This is a genomic window from Psychrobacter sp. CoH-33_TS_01 (assembly GCF_058189395.1).
Map to the genome: position 1 here is coordinate 160,652 of NZ_JBVGQI010000003.1, position 16,834 is coordinate 177,485.

The following is a 16,834-nucleotide window of genomic DNA, read 5'->3' on the forward strand; positions in this document are numbered from 1 at the left end:
TAAAAATTTCAGTCATCGACTGAATTGAGGGTAGTAAGTTTGTTAATTGGCATTGTGCCAACAGGTTGTTTATCCGTTATAACGTAATACATAGCGTATTGATGGCGCTCTCGCTCCCCACCAATAGATTCTAAATCTTCGGGTGTGTAGCTTAAATAAATTGGATACTCAGGTGAGCGCGCTTCTGTTAACAGCATGAAGTCTTTAAAAGCTTTTTTTACACCATCGCTTTTCTTAATATTGTGGTGCTTTGCTTGCATAAAGCCCAATAGGTCTTTTGCACTATCACCATATCCTCGAAGACGCTCTACTGATTCAGTTAATCCGACCGTAACTTTGCTATGGTCTGTACTTTCATCATAAGCATAATCATTGGTGAAAGTAGTGTTCAGCTCATTATCAACTTTACAGACTGCCATTTGTACAAAACGGTTATTACCTCTTAATGAACTCTTTGAAATTTTGGCAACACTGTCTTTAGTACGTTTAGACTTAGGAGGGACGCTGATGGGGTCAATCACTTTGGCATCAATTAAACTAACGCTTTGTTTTAAGGTTTTAGCGATATCATCAGCAACTTTTTCTCGACAATTACTATCTTCATAGAATTTTTGATAAACCTTATAGAGCTCATTAAGCGTGACCGTATCAATGCTTTCATCATATAAATAACTCTGCAAGTAATTAAGCCATGCTACTGTACTGTTCCATACGCATAAACTGGCCAAAAATTTAGCTTGGCGACTGCTTTGTTTACCTTTTTTAGCGCTATCGGGCATCACTGTAGTATAGATATTCGGTTCATTACTCTCCCCAAAGCGGTCAAGTCGTCCTAATCGTTGTAACCAATTTTCAGGACTGGTCAAGTCAGTGTGCATTTGCTCGCACGTTATATTGAGCGATGCTTGTACGATAGGCCCGCTACGTAATACTTGATATTGATGATTGCCTTTTTCTTTAAAACTATCGAACACTTGATTGAACCAGTCTGCTTTATCAGTACGAGTATATTTTGAATGTAATAACACGCTATTTTCACTGTTTTGATGCAGCAAAAAGCCAATCTGGGCGTCTTGAGCGGTGTTAGTAATGATAAAAGTTGTTTTATCTGTCTTAATGGCATCGTTAACTAACGGATTCGGGGATTGAGTTTCGTCATAGCTGACAAAGTCTAATCGGTAGGCTGCTTGATTGAAGCTATCAATCCGAACAATATAAGAGTCATCAATTCCTAATACTTCTCTAACAAAATAATCGTGCGGTGTGGCTGACACTAATAGAGTATTAGCGTTGTGACCACGGCATTTTTTTGCCTCTATTAGCTCAGAAAACAGCAAGTTAAAAGCTGGCATGGGAATTAACTCATGGAATTCATCGAATACCACATGAGCTTGCATAAAGTCAGTCATTTGAGTAGTAACTTTATGGTGTGAAATGATATTGTTAATAACTTGATCAATCGTAGTAAGCACAATATCTCCGCTAAAATAATCACTCTCAGCAGTATCAGGCACACCGTCCATGCTCATGCCATTGGTTATAATCTTTTTATATTCACCTGTGAAAATTTCAATTCGGCTATTAGGTAGATATTCAGATTGAGTTAAATCATTTAGCAAGCCTAGACAAACTTGCACACGTGGACACACCCAAATAATTTTTTTAGCCTCTGTCTTGCTTGCCCATTCAAGAGCAATTTTGGTCTTACCACAACCAGCAGGTCCTTGTAATACACCAATATTGTCAGCCCCATCAAATTCAGCAACTTCTTTTAGTTCAGCTAATTTATTAGCAGCTTGAGTTTGCGAGTAGTTACGATCGCTATTTGGATAACGCTCTTCGAAACCTGATAGACACTTATTTATTTCATGACACAGATGACTATCCTCGATTAGAATATTGTCTATAGCTTGCTCTAAACTACCTTCTCTAATATAGTCAGCGAGGTCTTCAGCAGTCATAGCTGACACGATTCTATCAGCACTAATAACCGCTGTACGGATAAGGTTGTTTAAAGCATTAGGCTTGATATCTACAGTAAATTCATCATAATTTTTATAGCTTGGTAAATCTTCTTGAGTTAGTTGAAAGCTTTTATTCCATTTTGGTACTAAAGTATTAAAATCAATATCGGTATAGCCTGCACTAATTTTATCAACATCAGCTAATACCGCTGCTAGTTCATCCATCACTTTATTTAGAGAGTCAGATTTAAGCGACTTTACAAACAGCTTGTGAATCCCTTTTGCCTGAGTAAAAAATTTATCATCTTTGCGATATGGGCGAGTGTGATGCCAGTAGATGCCATGAAAGACTTGATTGCGTTGCATAGCGTTCAACGACTCAGTAGGCAAAATAGATTGAGCCAATAGCCAAGATATCTCGTGATGTCGAGGATGTGTTTCAAAAGTAAACTTTGTATGACCTCGGATACTGTTGTCAATATGCACACCATCATCAGGTAGATTGGGCAATATATCTTCTGACATATCTAACGGTTCTTTACCAATTTTGACCTTCAACCATTCTTGAAACTGTGGGTCTAGTTTACCTATATCATGCAAAATGCCAGCTATTAAGGCTGCTTGAGCAAGTTTCGGATTATTTATTTGCATCCTTTCAATAATCTTATAACCAAGGTAGCCCACAGCAAAAAGATGCTGACTAAGAGGTTGCTCATTTGTGTTCGCTAAAATGTTAGCTGTTGTTACTGGTAAGTCCATAAATACCTCATTATTAGTCCAGTTCACTGGAACAATCCCAATCTCATTAAACTTACGCTTGTTACCCACAATCCACACTAGCTCAGACTGCCTACGATTCTTGATGCGATGACAGCTCACTGCGGTCGATTTGGTAGCAGACTTGCGCAGCAACTGCTTGACAGTAGCGAGGCCATCTTCCGTAATGGCCGTCTGCCAAACATTGCTACCGATACGATTGGCGAAAGCGTCCAAGATACGCCGAGTACGTTTAAGCGAGTTCTTTTCGCATTGCGAGACAAAGGTGACGATCATTATTTGATTTCCATAATTTGATTATTGCTCATGCCAAACATCAGTTTTAAAGTGGTGCTATAATAAAATACGTCAATGCCACTCAGTGCAGGAGGCAAGTCATGCAGGAAGTTACTAACCAAGAGTTTAGGCAGAGTCCTGATAAGGTATTACAGCAGGCAGACAATGAGCCTGTTCTAATCACCCAACATGGCATGCCTGAACGAGTAATAATGAGCTTTGAGCAATATCAAGCTATTCACACGGTCAAAAAAGACACCAAACCATTTATCAGTGCAGCAGATGCCCTTAGTGGCTCACGTGAAGTTGCTGATATTGATTTTGATCCGCCACGCGTTGAAATATGCTTTCGACCTGTCGAGTTTTAATATGTATTTACTTGACACTAATGTGATTTCCGAAATTCGTAAGGTAAATTTAGGCAAAGCAAATGCCGGTGTCGCTGAATGGACGAGGCAAGCCTCTCAATCCTTAATGTATGTTAGTGTCATCTCTTTAATGGAAATAGAGCAGGGTATTTTAAGACTGGAGCGTAGAGATACAGTTCAAGCTTCCCTGTTAAAAAACTGGTTACATAATAAGGTTCTGCCTTCCTTTGATGATAACGTGGTTAACATTGATCAAAGAGTAGCGTTAGCTTGCGCTGCCTTGCATGTCCCTGACAAACAGCCAGCTAACGATTCCCTTATTGCGGCTACCGCCCTAATTCATGACTTAACCTTAGTGACTCGTAATACCAGCGATTTTATTCATACCGGTGTCAAATTATTAAATCCATTCACTTAAATGAGCTTGGTTAAATTATCTGACTAAACCTACCAATCCTTTTTCAAAGCTAATGCCTTCACAGCCTCAAACATATAATCCAAAGCTTTATGCCGAGTGAACATATTCAAGCACTCTTGGCGAAATTCCTGTTCGCTTAAGTTTTCGCTAGCGCAAATAAAGGCCAAGGGCAGTACTAAAGCGTCTTTGACAATATCGGCAATATCAAATACCAATGCTCCGCGCCGTGTCTTACCATGCATGACGGCGAAGCCATGCGGGATGCCGAGTACCCAAGCCGTCGTCGCTCCTAGCCCATAAGCCAGATAGTTGCCATGATTAAGGAAGCCATTGGCTTTATCTATCCCTTCATGGTCGCGACTAAAGCCCGAATAGCCGGTATTTTCTGCCGCTAAGCGATAGAGCTTTTTTGTCAAACGAGCTTCTAATTGCAATAGATGCATTGTCTCTTGCTGTTCATTGATTTGGCGAATATTGTCAGTCAGCAATGACTGTATAGCTTCGTTCCGACTGTCAAAGCCGTGTTGTCTGAGGTCTGGATCTTTGCTCCAGACAGCTTGCAGGTAGGCGAGGCGGGCGTGTTGCAATAGTTTGGCAGCGGCCAAGCGCTTATCATCATCCCACCACCATTGCATCCAGCCCTGCATATATTCCGTAGGGCGATATTCAGATTGCGGCGTCATCCACTCCACATAAACTTCGCGTTCTGTACCCATAAACAAAGGTGTGCCGCCACCACCGCAAAACCCGACCAATACACCGGCTTGCGAGAGCAATCGCATGGCAGCTTGGGTAATCGAAGTCCCCGTACCTAGGAGTAGGCAGGTGGTATTCGCTATCGGGATGTTGTAGTAGAGGTTGGCCTTGTCGTCTTCGGTTAGATATAAGACGCGACCGTCCTTCTGCATAAGGCGACAATGTGACAGATAATAAATATTGGCACGTTTGGAGTGCAAAATGGTTTTAAGGTCAGATGAGGCAAAACTATTATCGGTGTAAGGATTGCTGGGTTTAGACATGTCAGCCTCATTAGATGTTGTTATAATTAATATTTTTATTATTTAAGACTCGTTTAAATAATACTGGCTGTTATGTTAATTGACAATAGTCAGTTAAATCCTAAGCGACAATAGATGTCGCGCGACTGGCTTATTCTGGCAATTACCTTACAGCTATCTAGTAGTTAACTGATCGTATCCAACAAAGATTAAGCAGCTGTCTCTCCTATAGCACTGCAAAGTTTTTTGCACAAAGTGGGCCAAAAGTTATACACAGCGTAAATTGCCTACAAACTCTTAAGTCATTATCTGTCCTTCCTATGCTATTATTCCAACCCTATTTAGCAGCGTATTTTTAAGCGATGAACTGCGCAAAATCACTATTTATCTCTATCATCCTTCGTAATAACACGCTATTCGCTACCCTTACTTTCTTCCTTTATCCCTATTGACTCCCAGAGTCAGGTTCGGTCATTGATGTCCTCTTCTGTAAGTTCAGCCCAGCACACTCCAGATGCCTCAGCATCCGTATCACATCCAGACAAGCCGGCCCCTTTTCAGCCGCCAACGCTCATTATTAAAATTACTTTTATGCTGATAGGGATGTTTGCGTTTTTGCAGGTTTATTCGGTGCAATCCATTCTGCCTGTATTGATGGTGGACTTAATGGCGACCGAGGTGCAAGTGGGTATGGTAGTGGGAGCTACCGTCTTTGCTGTCGCCTTGATGTCCCCATTTTTAGGGATGCTGTCTGATGCGGTAGGGCGCAAAAAGATTATCGTTGGTGCTATCTTATTTTTAGCGGTACCCACGGCGCTAATTGCGACCAGTACCAGTATTGAAGGGATGGCAATTTGGCGCTTTTTGCAGGGGCTGTCGGTGCCGGGCATCACGGTTGTGACCATTGCTTATATTGGCGAAGAGTATGAAGGCAACGCTTTAGCCGAGCTGATGTCCTATTATGTGGCAGGCTCCGTACTCGGTGGCTTTATGGGGCGCTTCATTTTGGGGCATCTGCACGAGTGGATAGGCTGGCGTAGTGCTTATTACGTGATGGCGGGTCTCACTTTAATAGGGGCGTTATGGGTCGCCAAATCGCTACCAGCCTCGCAACACTTTGTGCCCAGTCCTAAATTTCGCACGGCGTTAGCAACCTTAGGTCGGCATCTAACCAACCGTTATGTCTTATCTGCCTGTTTATTAGGGTTTTGCGTACTGTTCTCTTTGGTCGGCTGCTTTACCTTTATTAACCTACATTTATCAGCAGCGCCTTATCAATTAAGCACGGGGCAGTTGGCCAATATTTTTGCCGTCTATTTAATTGGCGTGGTCATTACCCCATTATCCACCAAAATTGTGCGCCGATTTGGTTCAGCGCGCACCGTGATAGCTGCTGTCATTATCTCTATGGTCGGGGTATTGTTAACCTTATCTGCCCCTTTATGGCTCATTATCGTTGGTCTGACCATTATGTCCTCAGGGGTGTTTATCACCCAGTCGGCGACCATTAGCTATATCGCTTCCAATGTTACAGAAGGGCGCTCGTTGGCCTCGGGATTGTATTATATGGCTTACTATGCGGGCGGGACGCTCGGGGCGTGGGTATGCGGTTTGGCCTATGCGCAGGGGGATTGGCTTTGGACGGTATGGGTGTTGCTCGGCTTGCAAGTGTTGGCACTGCTGATTGCGAATATTGGTATGGTAAAAACGCCGCGAAAAGTCGTTGCATAACGCTCAAGTCGCGCGGGTTTAGCAAGGTTATTGTTGAGCTAGAGATAAGCTCACCGAAACCTGAGTCATGATCGGTCGTACAACGAGTAAAAAATTATGGCTAGCGCAATGATAGGTAAATAATAGGTAAACAGAAGACCATAGAGTCCACCTTTACAAAGCTGTCTTTTTTACCTACTATCATGAGGTGGTTAAATACTACTATATTCTATGTTTATCTATTCACTGTAATGGTGGGTAAAAGTTCAATCTATAAACAAACCCATTATTCTTCATAATGTTCTATTTTCTGAGCCTAATTATTTAAGTAATGCATTATTTTAATAATTATAACGCTCAACCAACTGGCAATAAGGTCACCCTCTCTATGTCTAATCATTACAGCAGCGCGCCTTCCGCTTACGCTTATCCTTTGATTATCAAACAGCTTTTAAACCGCGCCAAGACCGTCTCTACCGAGCAAGAAATCGTTTATGCCGATAAAAAACGCATGACTTATGCAGACTTCTTTCAGCGTATCGGTCAGTTTGCCAATGTTTTAGACGGCCTTAATTTGGATAAAGGCGATGTGGTCGCGGTGATGGATTGGGATAGCCATCGCTATCTTGAGTCGTATTTTGCGGTGCCGATGTCCGAGTACGTGATTCAGACAGTCAATATTCGCTTGTCACCAGAAAAAGTACTTTTCACAATTAACCATGCCAAGCCTAAAGTCTTATTGGTGAACTCTGAGTTTGCACCTTTGGTCAAAGACTACCCCTTCGAGGAGTCTTCTATCGAGCATATTATCTGGTTGGATGATAATGGCGTGTCTTACGAGGGCGTGTTTGGTCGCAACGAAAACCGAGTGGTCGGTGAGTACGAAGCGCTAGTAGCTGCGGCTAGTCCTGAGTTTGACTTCCCCGACTTTGCTGAAGACACCATTGCTAGCACCTTTTACACTTCAGGTACTACGGGTGATCCAAAAGGGGTGTTCTTTACCCATCGCCAGTTGGTATTACACACTTTGACAGAAGCAGCCTCACTGGGCGTATTGCCACAAAAGCAAGGCGTAAGCTTTGGTGATGTCTATATGCCGATGACGCCAATGTTCCACGTCCATGCTTGGGGCTTCCCATTCACCGCGACGATGATTGGTCTCAAGCAAGTTTATCCTGGTCGTTATGCGCCGGATACGTTGATGGATCTTATTATTAAAGAAAAGGTCAGCATTACTCATTGTGTGCCAACTATCTTGCAGATGATTTTGGGTGAGGCGCAACAGCGTGGTGTTGGTTTCAATGGTCTGAAGATGATTATTGGTGGTTCACGCTTGACGGAAGGGGTGGCAAAAGCAGCGCTTGAGAGCGATATCGAAGTTTATACGGGTTATGGGATGTCTGAGACGGCACCGCTCATTAGCCTAAGCTCGTTCAGTATCAATGAGCCGGAGATGAGTTTAGAGCAAGATATCGAGCGCCGCTGTATGACGGGCAATCCGGTGATGATGGTCGATGCCCAAATTTGGGATCAAGAGCAGCAGTCGCTGGCGCATGATGGTGAGCAAACTGGTGAATTGGTGCTGCGTGCCCCTTGGCTGACACAGAGCTACTTTAAAAATGATGATGCAGGTCGTGAGTTGTGGGCAGGCGGTTATATGCACACCGCAGATATCGCTTATATGACGGCCAGTGGTACGATTAAAATTACTGACCGCTTAAAAGACGTGATTAAGTCAGGTGGGGAGTGGATATCCTCCTTACAAATCGAGACTATTTTATCGCTGCATCCTTCAGTTGCAGACGTCGCTGTCATTGGGGTGCGTGATGAGCAGTGGGGCGAGCGTCCTTTAGCGGCTATCGTCTTAAAACCAAATTGCAAAGATACGACGGTAGAAGATATCAAGGCTGTCGCTGAGCAGGCGGTAGAAAAAGGCATGATTCCTAAATATGGCGTACCGAGTCAATTCTTATTAGTAGATGATTTGCCTAAGACGTCAGTGGGTAAACACGATAAGAAAGTCATGCGTGAAATCTATGCCAATCAGACCGGTATCTAATATTAGGCCAGCTCTTTATTAGCAGGGCATAGTGGCATTAGAAAGTCAGTGCTATTAGAAAGTTAATGCAAAAGCCATGAGTTCGCTCGTGGCTTTTTTATGGGCGCTCCCTATTTATGGACATTCCCTAATTACCTCATTGTAGGTTGTGTTTAAGGAGGTACTTAGCAAACTAGCAGGAATCTCTCGTTAATGACTAAAAGCTAATGCAGGCTAATCAACAATTAATTCATTAACTAACTAACTAACTAGCCGTTAAGCGCAACACCGGATTAACCCACATTTTAATTAAGGGAAATCATTGACCTTTAATAATGACTCTGCTAAATTTGAGATATAATTTAAATGAGACAATATGTATCATTTATATAAATTACAATTGGTAGATAAACCATCACTAGAGATAGATGGTAACGCACCTTTTATAAGTTTGGCTCTACGATGAGTATATTTATCCATTTACTCCTTATAAAAGTTGGTTATCATAGGACGTGGCAAGGACTGCCATGGTACCCCTTCTTCTCATAATCCCTCAGCTAAGGACAGCCTCCATGAGTCAAGATAACGCTTTCACCAGTTTACCGTTCAATGTCGATACCTCTAATACCTCGTTTGTGGACCTTTATCAAAACTCTATGAGCGACCCTGCTAGCTTTTGGGGCCGGCAAGCTGAGCGTATCTATTGGCATAAAGCGCCTGATAAAATCTTGGATGATAGCAACCTGCCTTTTGCAAAGTGGTTTGTCGGTGGCGAGACCAATACCTGTTATAACTGTGTGGATCGTCATCTGGAAGATCGGGCAGAGCAAGATGCCTTTGTTTGGATCTCTTCAGAGATTAACCAAGATTTACTCGACAACCATCCGAATGTCGCCGATGCCTTTAAGCGTTTGGGAAATCACGTCGAATTCTATACCGATTATGCCAAGCGCCGTCTGACCTATAACGACCTCTATAAAGAAGTGAACTATTTCGCTGACGTGTTACAGCGTCATGGGGTAGGGCGTGGCGATCGGGTAGTGATTTATATGCCGATGATTTTAGAGGCCGCTTACGCTATGCTGGCGTGTACGCGTATTGGGGCGATTCACTCGGTAGTATTCGGTGGTTTTGCTGCGCATAACTTAGCGGTACGTATGGACGATGCCGAAGCCAAAATGGTCATCACCGTGGATGCCGGTCTACGCGGCGGTAAGGTTATTAACTATAAGAATCTGGTTAATCAAGGCGTTGAGCAAGCTAAGTGTAAACCTGAGCATGTGTTAGTGATCAATCGCGGTATCATGCCATTTGAGCCTCAAGCTATCGATGTCGATTATGCCGACCAGCGTAAAATCAGCTGTGAAGCCGGTGCTATCGTTGCGCCAGTATGGGTCGAGTCCAATGAGCCGTCGTATTTACTTTATACCTCCGGTACTACCGGCACGCCAAAAGGGGTGCAGCGCGATACGGGTGGACATGCCGTTGCCTTAGCGACCTCGATGGATTATATCTATGATGCCAAACCCGGCGAGACCTTTTGGGCCATCTCCGATATCGGCTGGGCTGTTGGACACTCATACACTATATATGCGCCGCTACTTGCCGGTCTGACCAGTATTATGTATGAAGGTCTGCCGCATCGCCCGAACCCAGGCATTTGGTGGCGTATTGTTGAGGCGAATAAGGTCAATATCCTCTTTACCGCTCCGACAGGGGTGCGTATGCTGAAAAAACAAGACGAGACTTGGTTGACCCGTTACGATACCAGCAGCGTCAAATCATTCTTCTTAGCGGGTGAGCCCTTGGATGAGCCGACAGCAGAGTGGTTATCCGGTCATTTAGGCGTGCCTATCTTAGATCATTACTGGCAGACGGAGACCGGTTGGCCTATCCTAAGTCATGCGCCGAAGTTTAACCATAAAGCGCACAAGCAGGGCTCGCCAGGCTATCCCATGTATGGTTATAAAGCTCAGGTGATTAATGAAGAAACAGGTGAACCGTGTCAAGCGGGTGAAAAAGGTCTATTAGCTATTCAAGCCCCATTGCCACCGGGCTGTCTCAGCACTGTCTGGCGCAATGATGAGCGTTTTATCAAGAGCTATTTTAACCTTGCAGGCGGCAGGCAGTACTCTACCTCAGATTATGCTGTGGTGGATGAGGACGGCTACTATTCAATCCTAGGTCGTACCGATGATGTGATTAATGTGGCGGGGCATCGCTTAGGCACGCAAGAGATTGAGGGCGCTATCAGTGAGCACCCTGAAGTGGCCGAATGTGGGGTGGTGGGGATACACGATGAGCTTAAGGGCGAGTTGCCGATTGCTTTTTGTATCCTACGCGATCCTACGATCGTCGATGAGACCGAAAATCGCTTCCGTATTGAGCAGCAGATCATTGGGACAGTGTCTAAGTCTCTAGGGGCTATTGCTAGACCGGCTGCCGTCTATTTCCCGAAAGCCTTGCCCAAGACCCGTTCGGGTAAGATTCTGCGCCGTGCTATTCGAGCCTTGGCAGAAGGCAAAGAGCCGGGTGATATGTCGACCTTGGATGATCCAACGGCCATCGATGCGGTGAAGGCGGCTATTGCGCATTATTAAACAAGTAATGTCAGTTAATAAATAATATACGGTAGGGTGGGTTAGCGCAGCGTAACCCACCTTTTTTTATCGAAAAATAACCCGTAGCGTGGGTAACACCCACGGAATTATAAGCGATGATTATTGCAATGCTTCATATTAAATAACCCGTAGCATGGATAAAGCCCACGAACATAAATATTGGGAGAATTTCAAAATTAATAATTGCTGGGCTCAAGCGCTAGCCTACGCTCAGGCTATATTAATACTCTACCGTAGCTTCGGTAGCACCCACAGCCATGATGCGGTAGATTCCGTGGTTACGCTGCGCTAACCACACGCTACGCTTCAATTATGATAATGACAATAATAATGACACCGTCCTATTAAATAAACCTTCTTCTGCTAAATAGCCCGTTAATCACTGTCTTATCTAAACGCGCACGTATAAATTCATAGAATTGACTTGACCCGCAATTTATAACCTTGCTATAGTCAGTTATCGAAAATAATGATACGTATTATATCGTTTTATTAGTATTAAATTATAAGTAGGGCGTATAACGACTGCTTATAGTGCCACTATAAAATCCGTACCCATCATTTCTATACTCTATTAGACTAAGATAAGGACATCTTATGCATCACGTTAAACAACTTATTAATGGCCAATTCGTTGATTCTGCTACTGAAGAGTGGTTGGACTTAACTGACCCTGCGACCCAAGAAGTCATCGCCAAAGTGCCGCAGACCACCGATGATGAAATCAATCAGGCGGTAGCCGCTGCTAAAGAAGCGTTTAAGACTTGGCGCAAGACACCTATTACTACTCGCGCACGCGTTTTCTTACGTTATCAAGCGCTTATCCGTGAGCATATGGAAGAGTTGGCAGAAATCTTAACGGCGGAGCAAGGTAAGACGCTAGCTGATGCTCGCGGTGATGTCTTCCGTGGTCTAGAAGTGGTTGAGCATGCCTCAGCCGTAGGCAACCTACAAGTCGGTGATTTCGTTGAAAACGTCGCCAATGGTGTAGACACTTATAGCGTTTGGCAGCCGCTAGGAGTCTGTGCGGGTATTACCCCGTTTAACTTCCCAGCGATGATTCCGCTATGGATGTTCCCTATGGCAATCGCTACGGGCAACACCTTTATCTTAAAACCTTCTGAGCAAGACCCTATGGTTACTATGCGTCTGGTAGAGCTGGCCGTCGAAGCCGGTATTCCTGAAGGTGTATTAAACGTCGTGCACGGTGGTAAAGCCACAGTTGACGCTATCTGTGACCACCCTGATATTAAAGCCGTCTCTTTCGTCGGTTCAACCAACGTGGGCAAACACGTCTATGAGCGTGCCGGTCAAGCAGGCAAACGTGTGCAGTGTATGATGGGCGCGAAGAACCATGCGGTCATTCTACCGGATGCCAATAAAGAACAGACCCTAAATCAATTAGCCGGTGCAGCCTTTGGCGCGGCAGGTCAGCGTTGCATGGCGTTGTCCGTAGTGGTACTAGTAGGCGAGGCCGGCAACTGGATCGAAGATATTAAAGCCAAAGCTGAAAGCTTAGTGATCTCAGCGGGTAAGCATGATAAAGACTTAGGCCCAGTCATCAGTCCTGCAGCAAAAGCTCGTGTTGAGCGTTTGATTGCAACCGGTGTGGAAGAAGGTGCAAGTCTGCTGCTAGACGGCCGTGGTATCGTGGTTGAAGGCTATGAAAAAGGCAACTTTGTGGGCCCGACTATCTTTGATCATGTCACTACAGATATGCAAATTTATTCTCAAGAGATATTTGGTCCTGTATTATGTATCATGCGCGCGGAATCGTTGGATGAGGCTATCGAGATTATCAATGCCAATCCCAACGGTAACGGTACGGCAATCTTTACCCAATCCGGCGCCGCTGCGCATAAATTCCAACAGGATATCGATGTGGGTCAGGTCGGTATTAATTTACCTATCCCTGTGCCGCTACCTATGTTCTCTTTCTCAGGCTCACGTGCGAGTAAATTGGGCGATTTAGGACCATATGGCAAACAAGCCGTCCAGTTCTATACGCAAACCAAGACGATTACAGCACGTTGGTTCGATGATGAAGCGAGCAAAGGTAAGGTTAACACGACTATCTCTATGTAATCATTATAGGACTTGCCACCGAGAGGCTGGTTATCTGAGGCAGTATAAATCGTACGCACAGATAATCAGTAGTGGGGCAGTCGCACACTAATTTAAGGGTAATAAAATGGATTTTAGCTTAAATGAGGACCAGCTCGCTTATCAGCAAGCCGCACGCCAGTTCGCCCTGAATGAGCTTAAGCCGCATGCTGCTGAGTGGGATCGCCAAGGGCACTTTCCGGTCGATGTCATCAAACGCACGGGCGAGTTGGGCTTTTTAGGCCTTTATACCAATCCTGATTTCGGTGGCCTAGGCTTACCGCGATTGGACTCAGCCATTGTGTTTGAAGAGTTGGCTTGGGGCGATACCTCAGTAGCTGCGTATATTAGTATCCACAATATGGTGTCGTGGATGATTGGCGAGTTTGGTAGCGCAGACGTTTGTGAGCGCTTTCTGCCCAAAATGATGACGGGCGAATGGTTATCGAGCTATTGCTTGACTGAGCCTAACGCCGGCTCTGATGCCGCTTCACTGACCACGAAAGCGGTCAAACACGGTGACGGTGAGGACAGCTACTATCTATTGAATGGCGAGAAGGCCTTTATCTCCGGTGCAGGCGCAACCGATGTGTTGGTGGTGATGGCGCGTACTGGTGGCCCAGGCCCTAAAGGCGTCTCAGCTATCGTCGTGGATGCCCACAGTGAGGGCATTAGCTTTGGTAAAGACGAGATAAAAATGGGCTGGAAAGCGCAACCAACGCGCAGCATTCATTTTAAAGACGTCAAAGTACCTGCAGCCAATCTATTGGGTGAAGAAGGGCATGGCTTCCGCTTTGCCATGAAAGGTCTAAATGGTGGTCGTATTAATATCGGCATCTGTGCGGTAGGTACTGCGCAAGCGGCGCTAGAGACTGCCAGCAATTACGTGCAAGAACGCCGTCAATTTGGCCAGCCTATCGGTGAGCTACAATCGGTACAGTTTAAGCTTGCCGATATGTTGACCCAGACGATTGCTGCCCGCCAAATGTTATATTTAGCTGCGAATAAAGTCGATAAAGGCGATCCTCAAGCGACTGCGTACTGTGCTATGGCCAAACGTATCTCCACGGATTTAAGCTTTGAAGTGGCGAACCAAGCGCTACAGTTGCATGGGGGCTACGGTTACCTAAATGAATATCCACTTGAGCGTCATGTCCGCGATTTGCGGGTCCATCAAATCTTAGAAGGCACGAACGAAATCATGCGGGTCATTGTCTCTAAGGCGATGGCGCAAGACGATGCTTTGTTATCGTTACGCTAGGTAGATAAACGTTTTAATAGAGTTTAGGCATTAATAGCCTAAGCTCTATTATCAAGACTGCATTGCATACCAAAGTAGCTTATAAATAAAATAGAAAATTTTGCACAAAAGGATTTGTCATGACTGACTATACCAATATGAATTTAACTATCGATGGTTCGGTAGCGACGCTAACTTTAAATAACCCGCCGGCCCATACTTGGACGTTAGACAGCTTAAACGCGCTGAAAAAATTAGTAGCGGATTTGAATAATAACACCTCTGTGTATTCGCTAGTGATTCATGGTGAAGGCGAGAAATTCTTTTCCGCCGGTGCTGATTTAAATACTTTTGCCGATGGAGAAAAGGGCAACGCGATCACTATGGCGATTGCGTTTGGCGAAGCGTTTGAAGCTTTATCGAAATACCGCGGTGTTAGTATCGCTGTGATTAATGGCTATGCGATGGGCGGCGGATTAGAGTGCGCTTTAGCTTGTGACATTCGTATTGCCGAAGCGCACGCTGTGATGGCTTTACCAGAAGCTAGCGTGGGTCTATTGCCTTGTGCAGGTGGCACACAAAACCTACCTTGGATGGTCGGTGAAGGTTGGGCAAAACGCATGATTTTATGTGGTGAGCGCGTCGATGCCGAGACCGCCTTGCGGATTGGTTTGGTTGAAGAAGTCACTGAAAAAGGCGCTGGTCTAGCAGCTGGGCAAGCACTTGCACAGAAAGTCGCGAAGCAGTCGCCTGTTGCAGTCAGCTATTCTAAAGGCTTAATTCAAGCAGCTAGACAAAATCCACCTATGCAAAACCTGATTTGTGAGCGAGAAGCTTTCGTTAAGTTATTTGATACGGCAGATCAGCAAGAGGGCGTGCAAGCTTTCTTAGAAAAGCGTAAGCCTACTTGGCAAAACAAATAAGACAGTCCATTCATATAGCCAATAGGGTAAGCGAATAATGAGTAAAACCATGACAGATGATGCACAAGCTAAGACGAATATGGCAGAGGACGCGCCGTCGGTATTATTTCAAACTTATCCTACCGACTGTGGGCATGTCATTGGTGAGATGACCCTCAACTCGCCAGCCTCCTTAAACGCACTGAGCATTGATATGTGCCAGCGTATGAGTGAGCAGTTAAGCCAGTGGCAAAATGATGACCATGTGGTCGCTATCCTGCTGCGTGGTGCCGGCGAAAAGGCATTCTGTGCAGGTGGGGATATCCGTAAACTGTATGACAGTATGGCGGATCATGACCCGAGCACCCCCAATCCTTATGCCACCGCATTTTTTGGTAATGAGTATGACTTATACCGCCAGATGCATTTTTATACCAAGCCGCTGATTTTATGGGGCAATGGTATCGTCATGGGCGGCGGTATGGGTCTGATGGCGGGCTGTAGTCATCGGGTCATCACCGACACCACGCGCTTTGCTATGCCGGAGATTACCATTGGCTTGTTCCCAGATGCGACGGGCAGTTGGTTCCTGCAACGGATGCCGGCCAAGATTGGTTTGTTCCTCGGATTAACAGGCGCGCAATGTAATGGTGCGGATGCTTTGCTAGTAAATTTAGCGGAATATGCCGTGGCTAGTGATGGCTATCAGGCTGTCATCTCCGCTTTGACGACTGCAGATTGGCGCTCAGAGCAGGGAGAGGCTATAGCGACCCAACGTCATTTAGAAGCGACGACCAGTCGCGCGTTGGCTACCTTATCGCAATCGCAAAAAGCGCAGCTATCGCTAAAACCTAGCAAGCTGCTCGAATACTGGCAGCCTATCCAAGCGCTGATGACCAGTGGTGGGCTAGCGGATATCGACGCTATCTTACAAGATGACGAAAAACTTGCAGCTATTGATGCCAACTTTGCGGCTGAAACTTGGACGCAAAGAGCGGTGGCCACGTATCGTAATGGCTGTCCGGCTACTGCAGCTTTAACCTATGAAATCTATCAGCGAGTAGGCGACTTATCGCTAGAGCAAATCCTCTATCTTGAGACCAATATTGCCGCTAACTGTGCTAACAATCCAGACTTTAGGGAAGGGGTGCGGGCATTGTTAATTGATAAAGACAAAAATCCCCAGTGGTCAAAGACCTTAGCAGAGTGTCTCACCCCAGAGGGTCAAGACTATATCAATAGCCACTTTGACTCCCCTTATGCGGTGGGTGAGCATCCTTTTGCCAACTGGCTAACCGAGCAAGCTTTCGCTGTCCAAGCCGTACGCTAACTCTTTAAGTGATAAGTTCTCTTTAAGTAACAGGTTAAGCCCTCTTTTAATACTTTTTAGCAGTAAGTTCTAGGCTTAGGGTTATCCAC

At 45.2% G+C, this 16,834-nt stretch carries 11 protein-coding genes; 9 read left to right on the forward strand and 2 right to left on the reverse strand.

Annotation, left to right across the window (positions count from 1 at the left end; translation table 11 throughout):
• Positions 1–8 precede the first annotated feature (8 nt).
• A complete protein-coding gene (locus ACZ2XM_RS06625) occupies positions 9–3,017 on the reverse strand; it encodes a CRISPR-associated endonuclease Cas3'' (protein ID WP_490587613.1) in 3,009 nt (1,002 codons plus the stop codon).
• A gap of 101 nt (positions 3,018–3,118) precedes the next feature.
• Here ACZ2XM_RS06625 and ACZ2XM_RS06630 point away from each other — a divergent pair, with 101 nt between their 5' ends.
• Positions 3,119–3,385, forward strand: coding sequence for a type II toxin-antitoxin system Phd/YefM family antitoxin (locus ACZ2XM_RS06630; RefSeq protein ID WP_490587614.1), 267 nt, complete (start codon positions 3,119–3,121; stop codon positions 3,383–3,385).
• 1 nt (position 3,386) lies between these two features.
• A complete protein-coding gene (locus ACZ2XM_RS06635; RefSeq protein WP_490587615.1) occupies positions 3,387–3,803 on the forward strand; it encodes a type II toxin-antitoxin system VapC family toxin in 417 nt (138 codons plus the stop codon).
• A gap of 29 nt (positions 3,804–3,832) precedes the next feature.
• On the opposite strand, the gene cas1f is transcribed toward ACZ2XM_RS06635, so the two are convergent.
• Positions 3,833–4,822: a type I-F CRISPR-associated endonuclease Cas1f gene (gene cas1f, locus ACZ2XM_RS06640; protein WP_490587616.1), complete on the reverse strand. Its 990-nt coding sequence runs from the start codon at positions 4,820–4,822 to the stop codon at positions 3,833–3,835.
• 570 nt (positions 4,823–5,392) lie between these two features.
• Between cas1f and ACZ2XM_RS06645 the strand changes: the two genes are divergently transcribed.
• The 7 genes from ACZ2XM_RS06645 (at position 5,393) to ACZ2XM_RS06675 (ending at position 16,745) form a co-directional block, all read left to right on the forward strand.
• A complete protein-coding gene (locus tag ACZ2XM_RS06645) occupies positions 5,393–6,532 on the forward strand; it encodes an MFS transporter (RefSeq protein ID WP_490587857.1) in 1,140 nt (379 codons plus the stop codon).
• A 367-nt stretch (positions 6,533–6,899) separates the two neighbouring features.
• Entirely contained in the window at positions 6,900–8,570 is a 1,671-nt protein-coding gene (locus ACZ2XM_RS06650) for a fatty acid--CoA ligase (RefSeq protein ID WP_490587617.1), read from the forward strand.
• A gap of 551 nt (positions 8,571–9,121) precedes the next feature.
• Positions 9,122–11,149, forward strand: coding sequence for a propionate--CoA ligase (locus tag ACZ2XM_RS06655; protein WP_490587618.1), 2,028 nt, complete (start codon positions 9,122–9,124; stop codon positions 11,147–11,149).
• Positions 11,150–11,767: 618 nt separating this feature from the next.
• Positions 11,768–13,255 (forward strand): CoA-acylating methylmalonate-semialdehyde dehydrogenase, encoded by a 1,488-nt coding sequence (locus ACZ2XM_RS06660; RefSeq protein WP_490587619.1) that lies wholly within the window; start codon positions 11,768–11,770, stop codon positions 13,253–13,255.
• Between the two features lie 106 nt (positions 13,256–13,361).
• Positions 13,362–14,534 (forward strand): acyl-CoA dehydrogenase family protein, encoded by a 1,173-nt coding sequence (locus tag ACZ2XM_RS06665; RefSeq protein ID WP_490587620.1) that lies wholly within the window; start codon positions 13,362–13,364, stop codon positions 14,532–14,534.
• Positions 14,535–14,653: 119 nt separating this feature from the next.
• Positions 14,654–15,436, forward strand: a complete 783-nt coding sequence (locus ACZ2XM_RS06670) for an enoyl-CoA hydratase (RefSeq protein ID WP_490587621.1) — start codon at positions 14,654–14,656, stop codon at positions 15,434–15,436.
• 49 nt (positions 15,437–15,485) lie between these two features.
• Complete coding sequence (locus tag ACZ2XM_RS06675) at positions 15,486–16,745, forward strand: enoyl-CoA hydratase/isomerase family protein (protein WP_490587622.1); 1,260 nt, start codon at positions 15,486–15,488, stop codon at positions 16,743–16,745.
• Positions 16,746–16,834 lie beyond the last annotated feature (89 nt).

Bases quoted from the DNA above. Each gene is read 5' to 3' on its own strand.
- ACZ2XM_RS06625 (WP_490587613.1), bottom strand. From the start codon at position 3,017: ATGATCGTCACCTTTGTCTCGCAATGCGAAAAGAACTCGCTTAAACGT.
- ACZ2XM_RS06630 (WP_490587614.1), top strand. From the start codon at position 3,119: ATGCAGGAAGTTACTAACCAAGAGTTTAGGCAGAGTCCTGATAAGGTA.
- ACZ2XM_RS06635 (WP_490587615.1), top strand. From the start codon at position 3,387: ATGTATTTACTTGACACTAATGTGATTTCCGAAATTCGTAAGGTAAAT.
- cas1f (WP_490587616.1), bottom strand. From the start codon at position 4,822: ATGTCTAAACCCAGCAATCCTTACACCGATAATAGTTTTGCCTCATCT.
- ACZ2XM_RS06645 (WP_490587857.1), top strand. From the start codon at position 5,393: ATGCTGATAGGGATGTTTGCGTTTTTGCAGGTTTATTCGGTGCAATCC.
- ACZ2XM_RS06650 (WP_490587617.1), top strand. From the start codon at position 6,900: ATGTCTAATCATTACAGCAGCGCGCCTTCCGCTTACGCTTATCCTTTG.
- ACZ2XM_RS06655 (WP_490587618.1), top strand. From the start codon at position 9,122: ATGAGTCAAGATAACGCTTTCACCAGTTTACCGTTCAATGTCGATACC.
- ACZ2XM_RS06660 (WP_490587619.1), top strand. From the start codon at position 11,768: ATGCATCACGTTAAACAACTTATTAATGGCCAATTCGTTGATTCTGCT.
- ACZ2XM_RS06665 (WP_490587620.1), top strand. From the start codon at position 13,362: ATGGATTTTAGCTTAAATGAGGACCAGCTCGCTTATCAGCAAGCCGCA.
- ACZ2XM_RS06670 (WP_490587621.1), top strand. From the start codon at position 14,654: ATGACTGACTATACCAATATGAATTTAACTATCGATGGTTCGGTAGCG.
- ACZ2XM_RS06675 (WP_490587622.1), top strand. From the start codon at position 15,486: ATGACAGATGATGCACAAGCTAAGACGAATATGGCAGAGGACGCGCCG.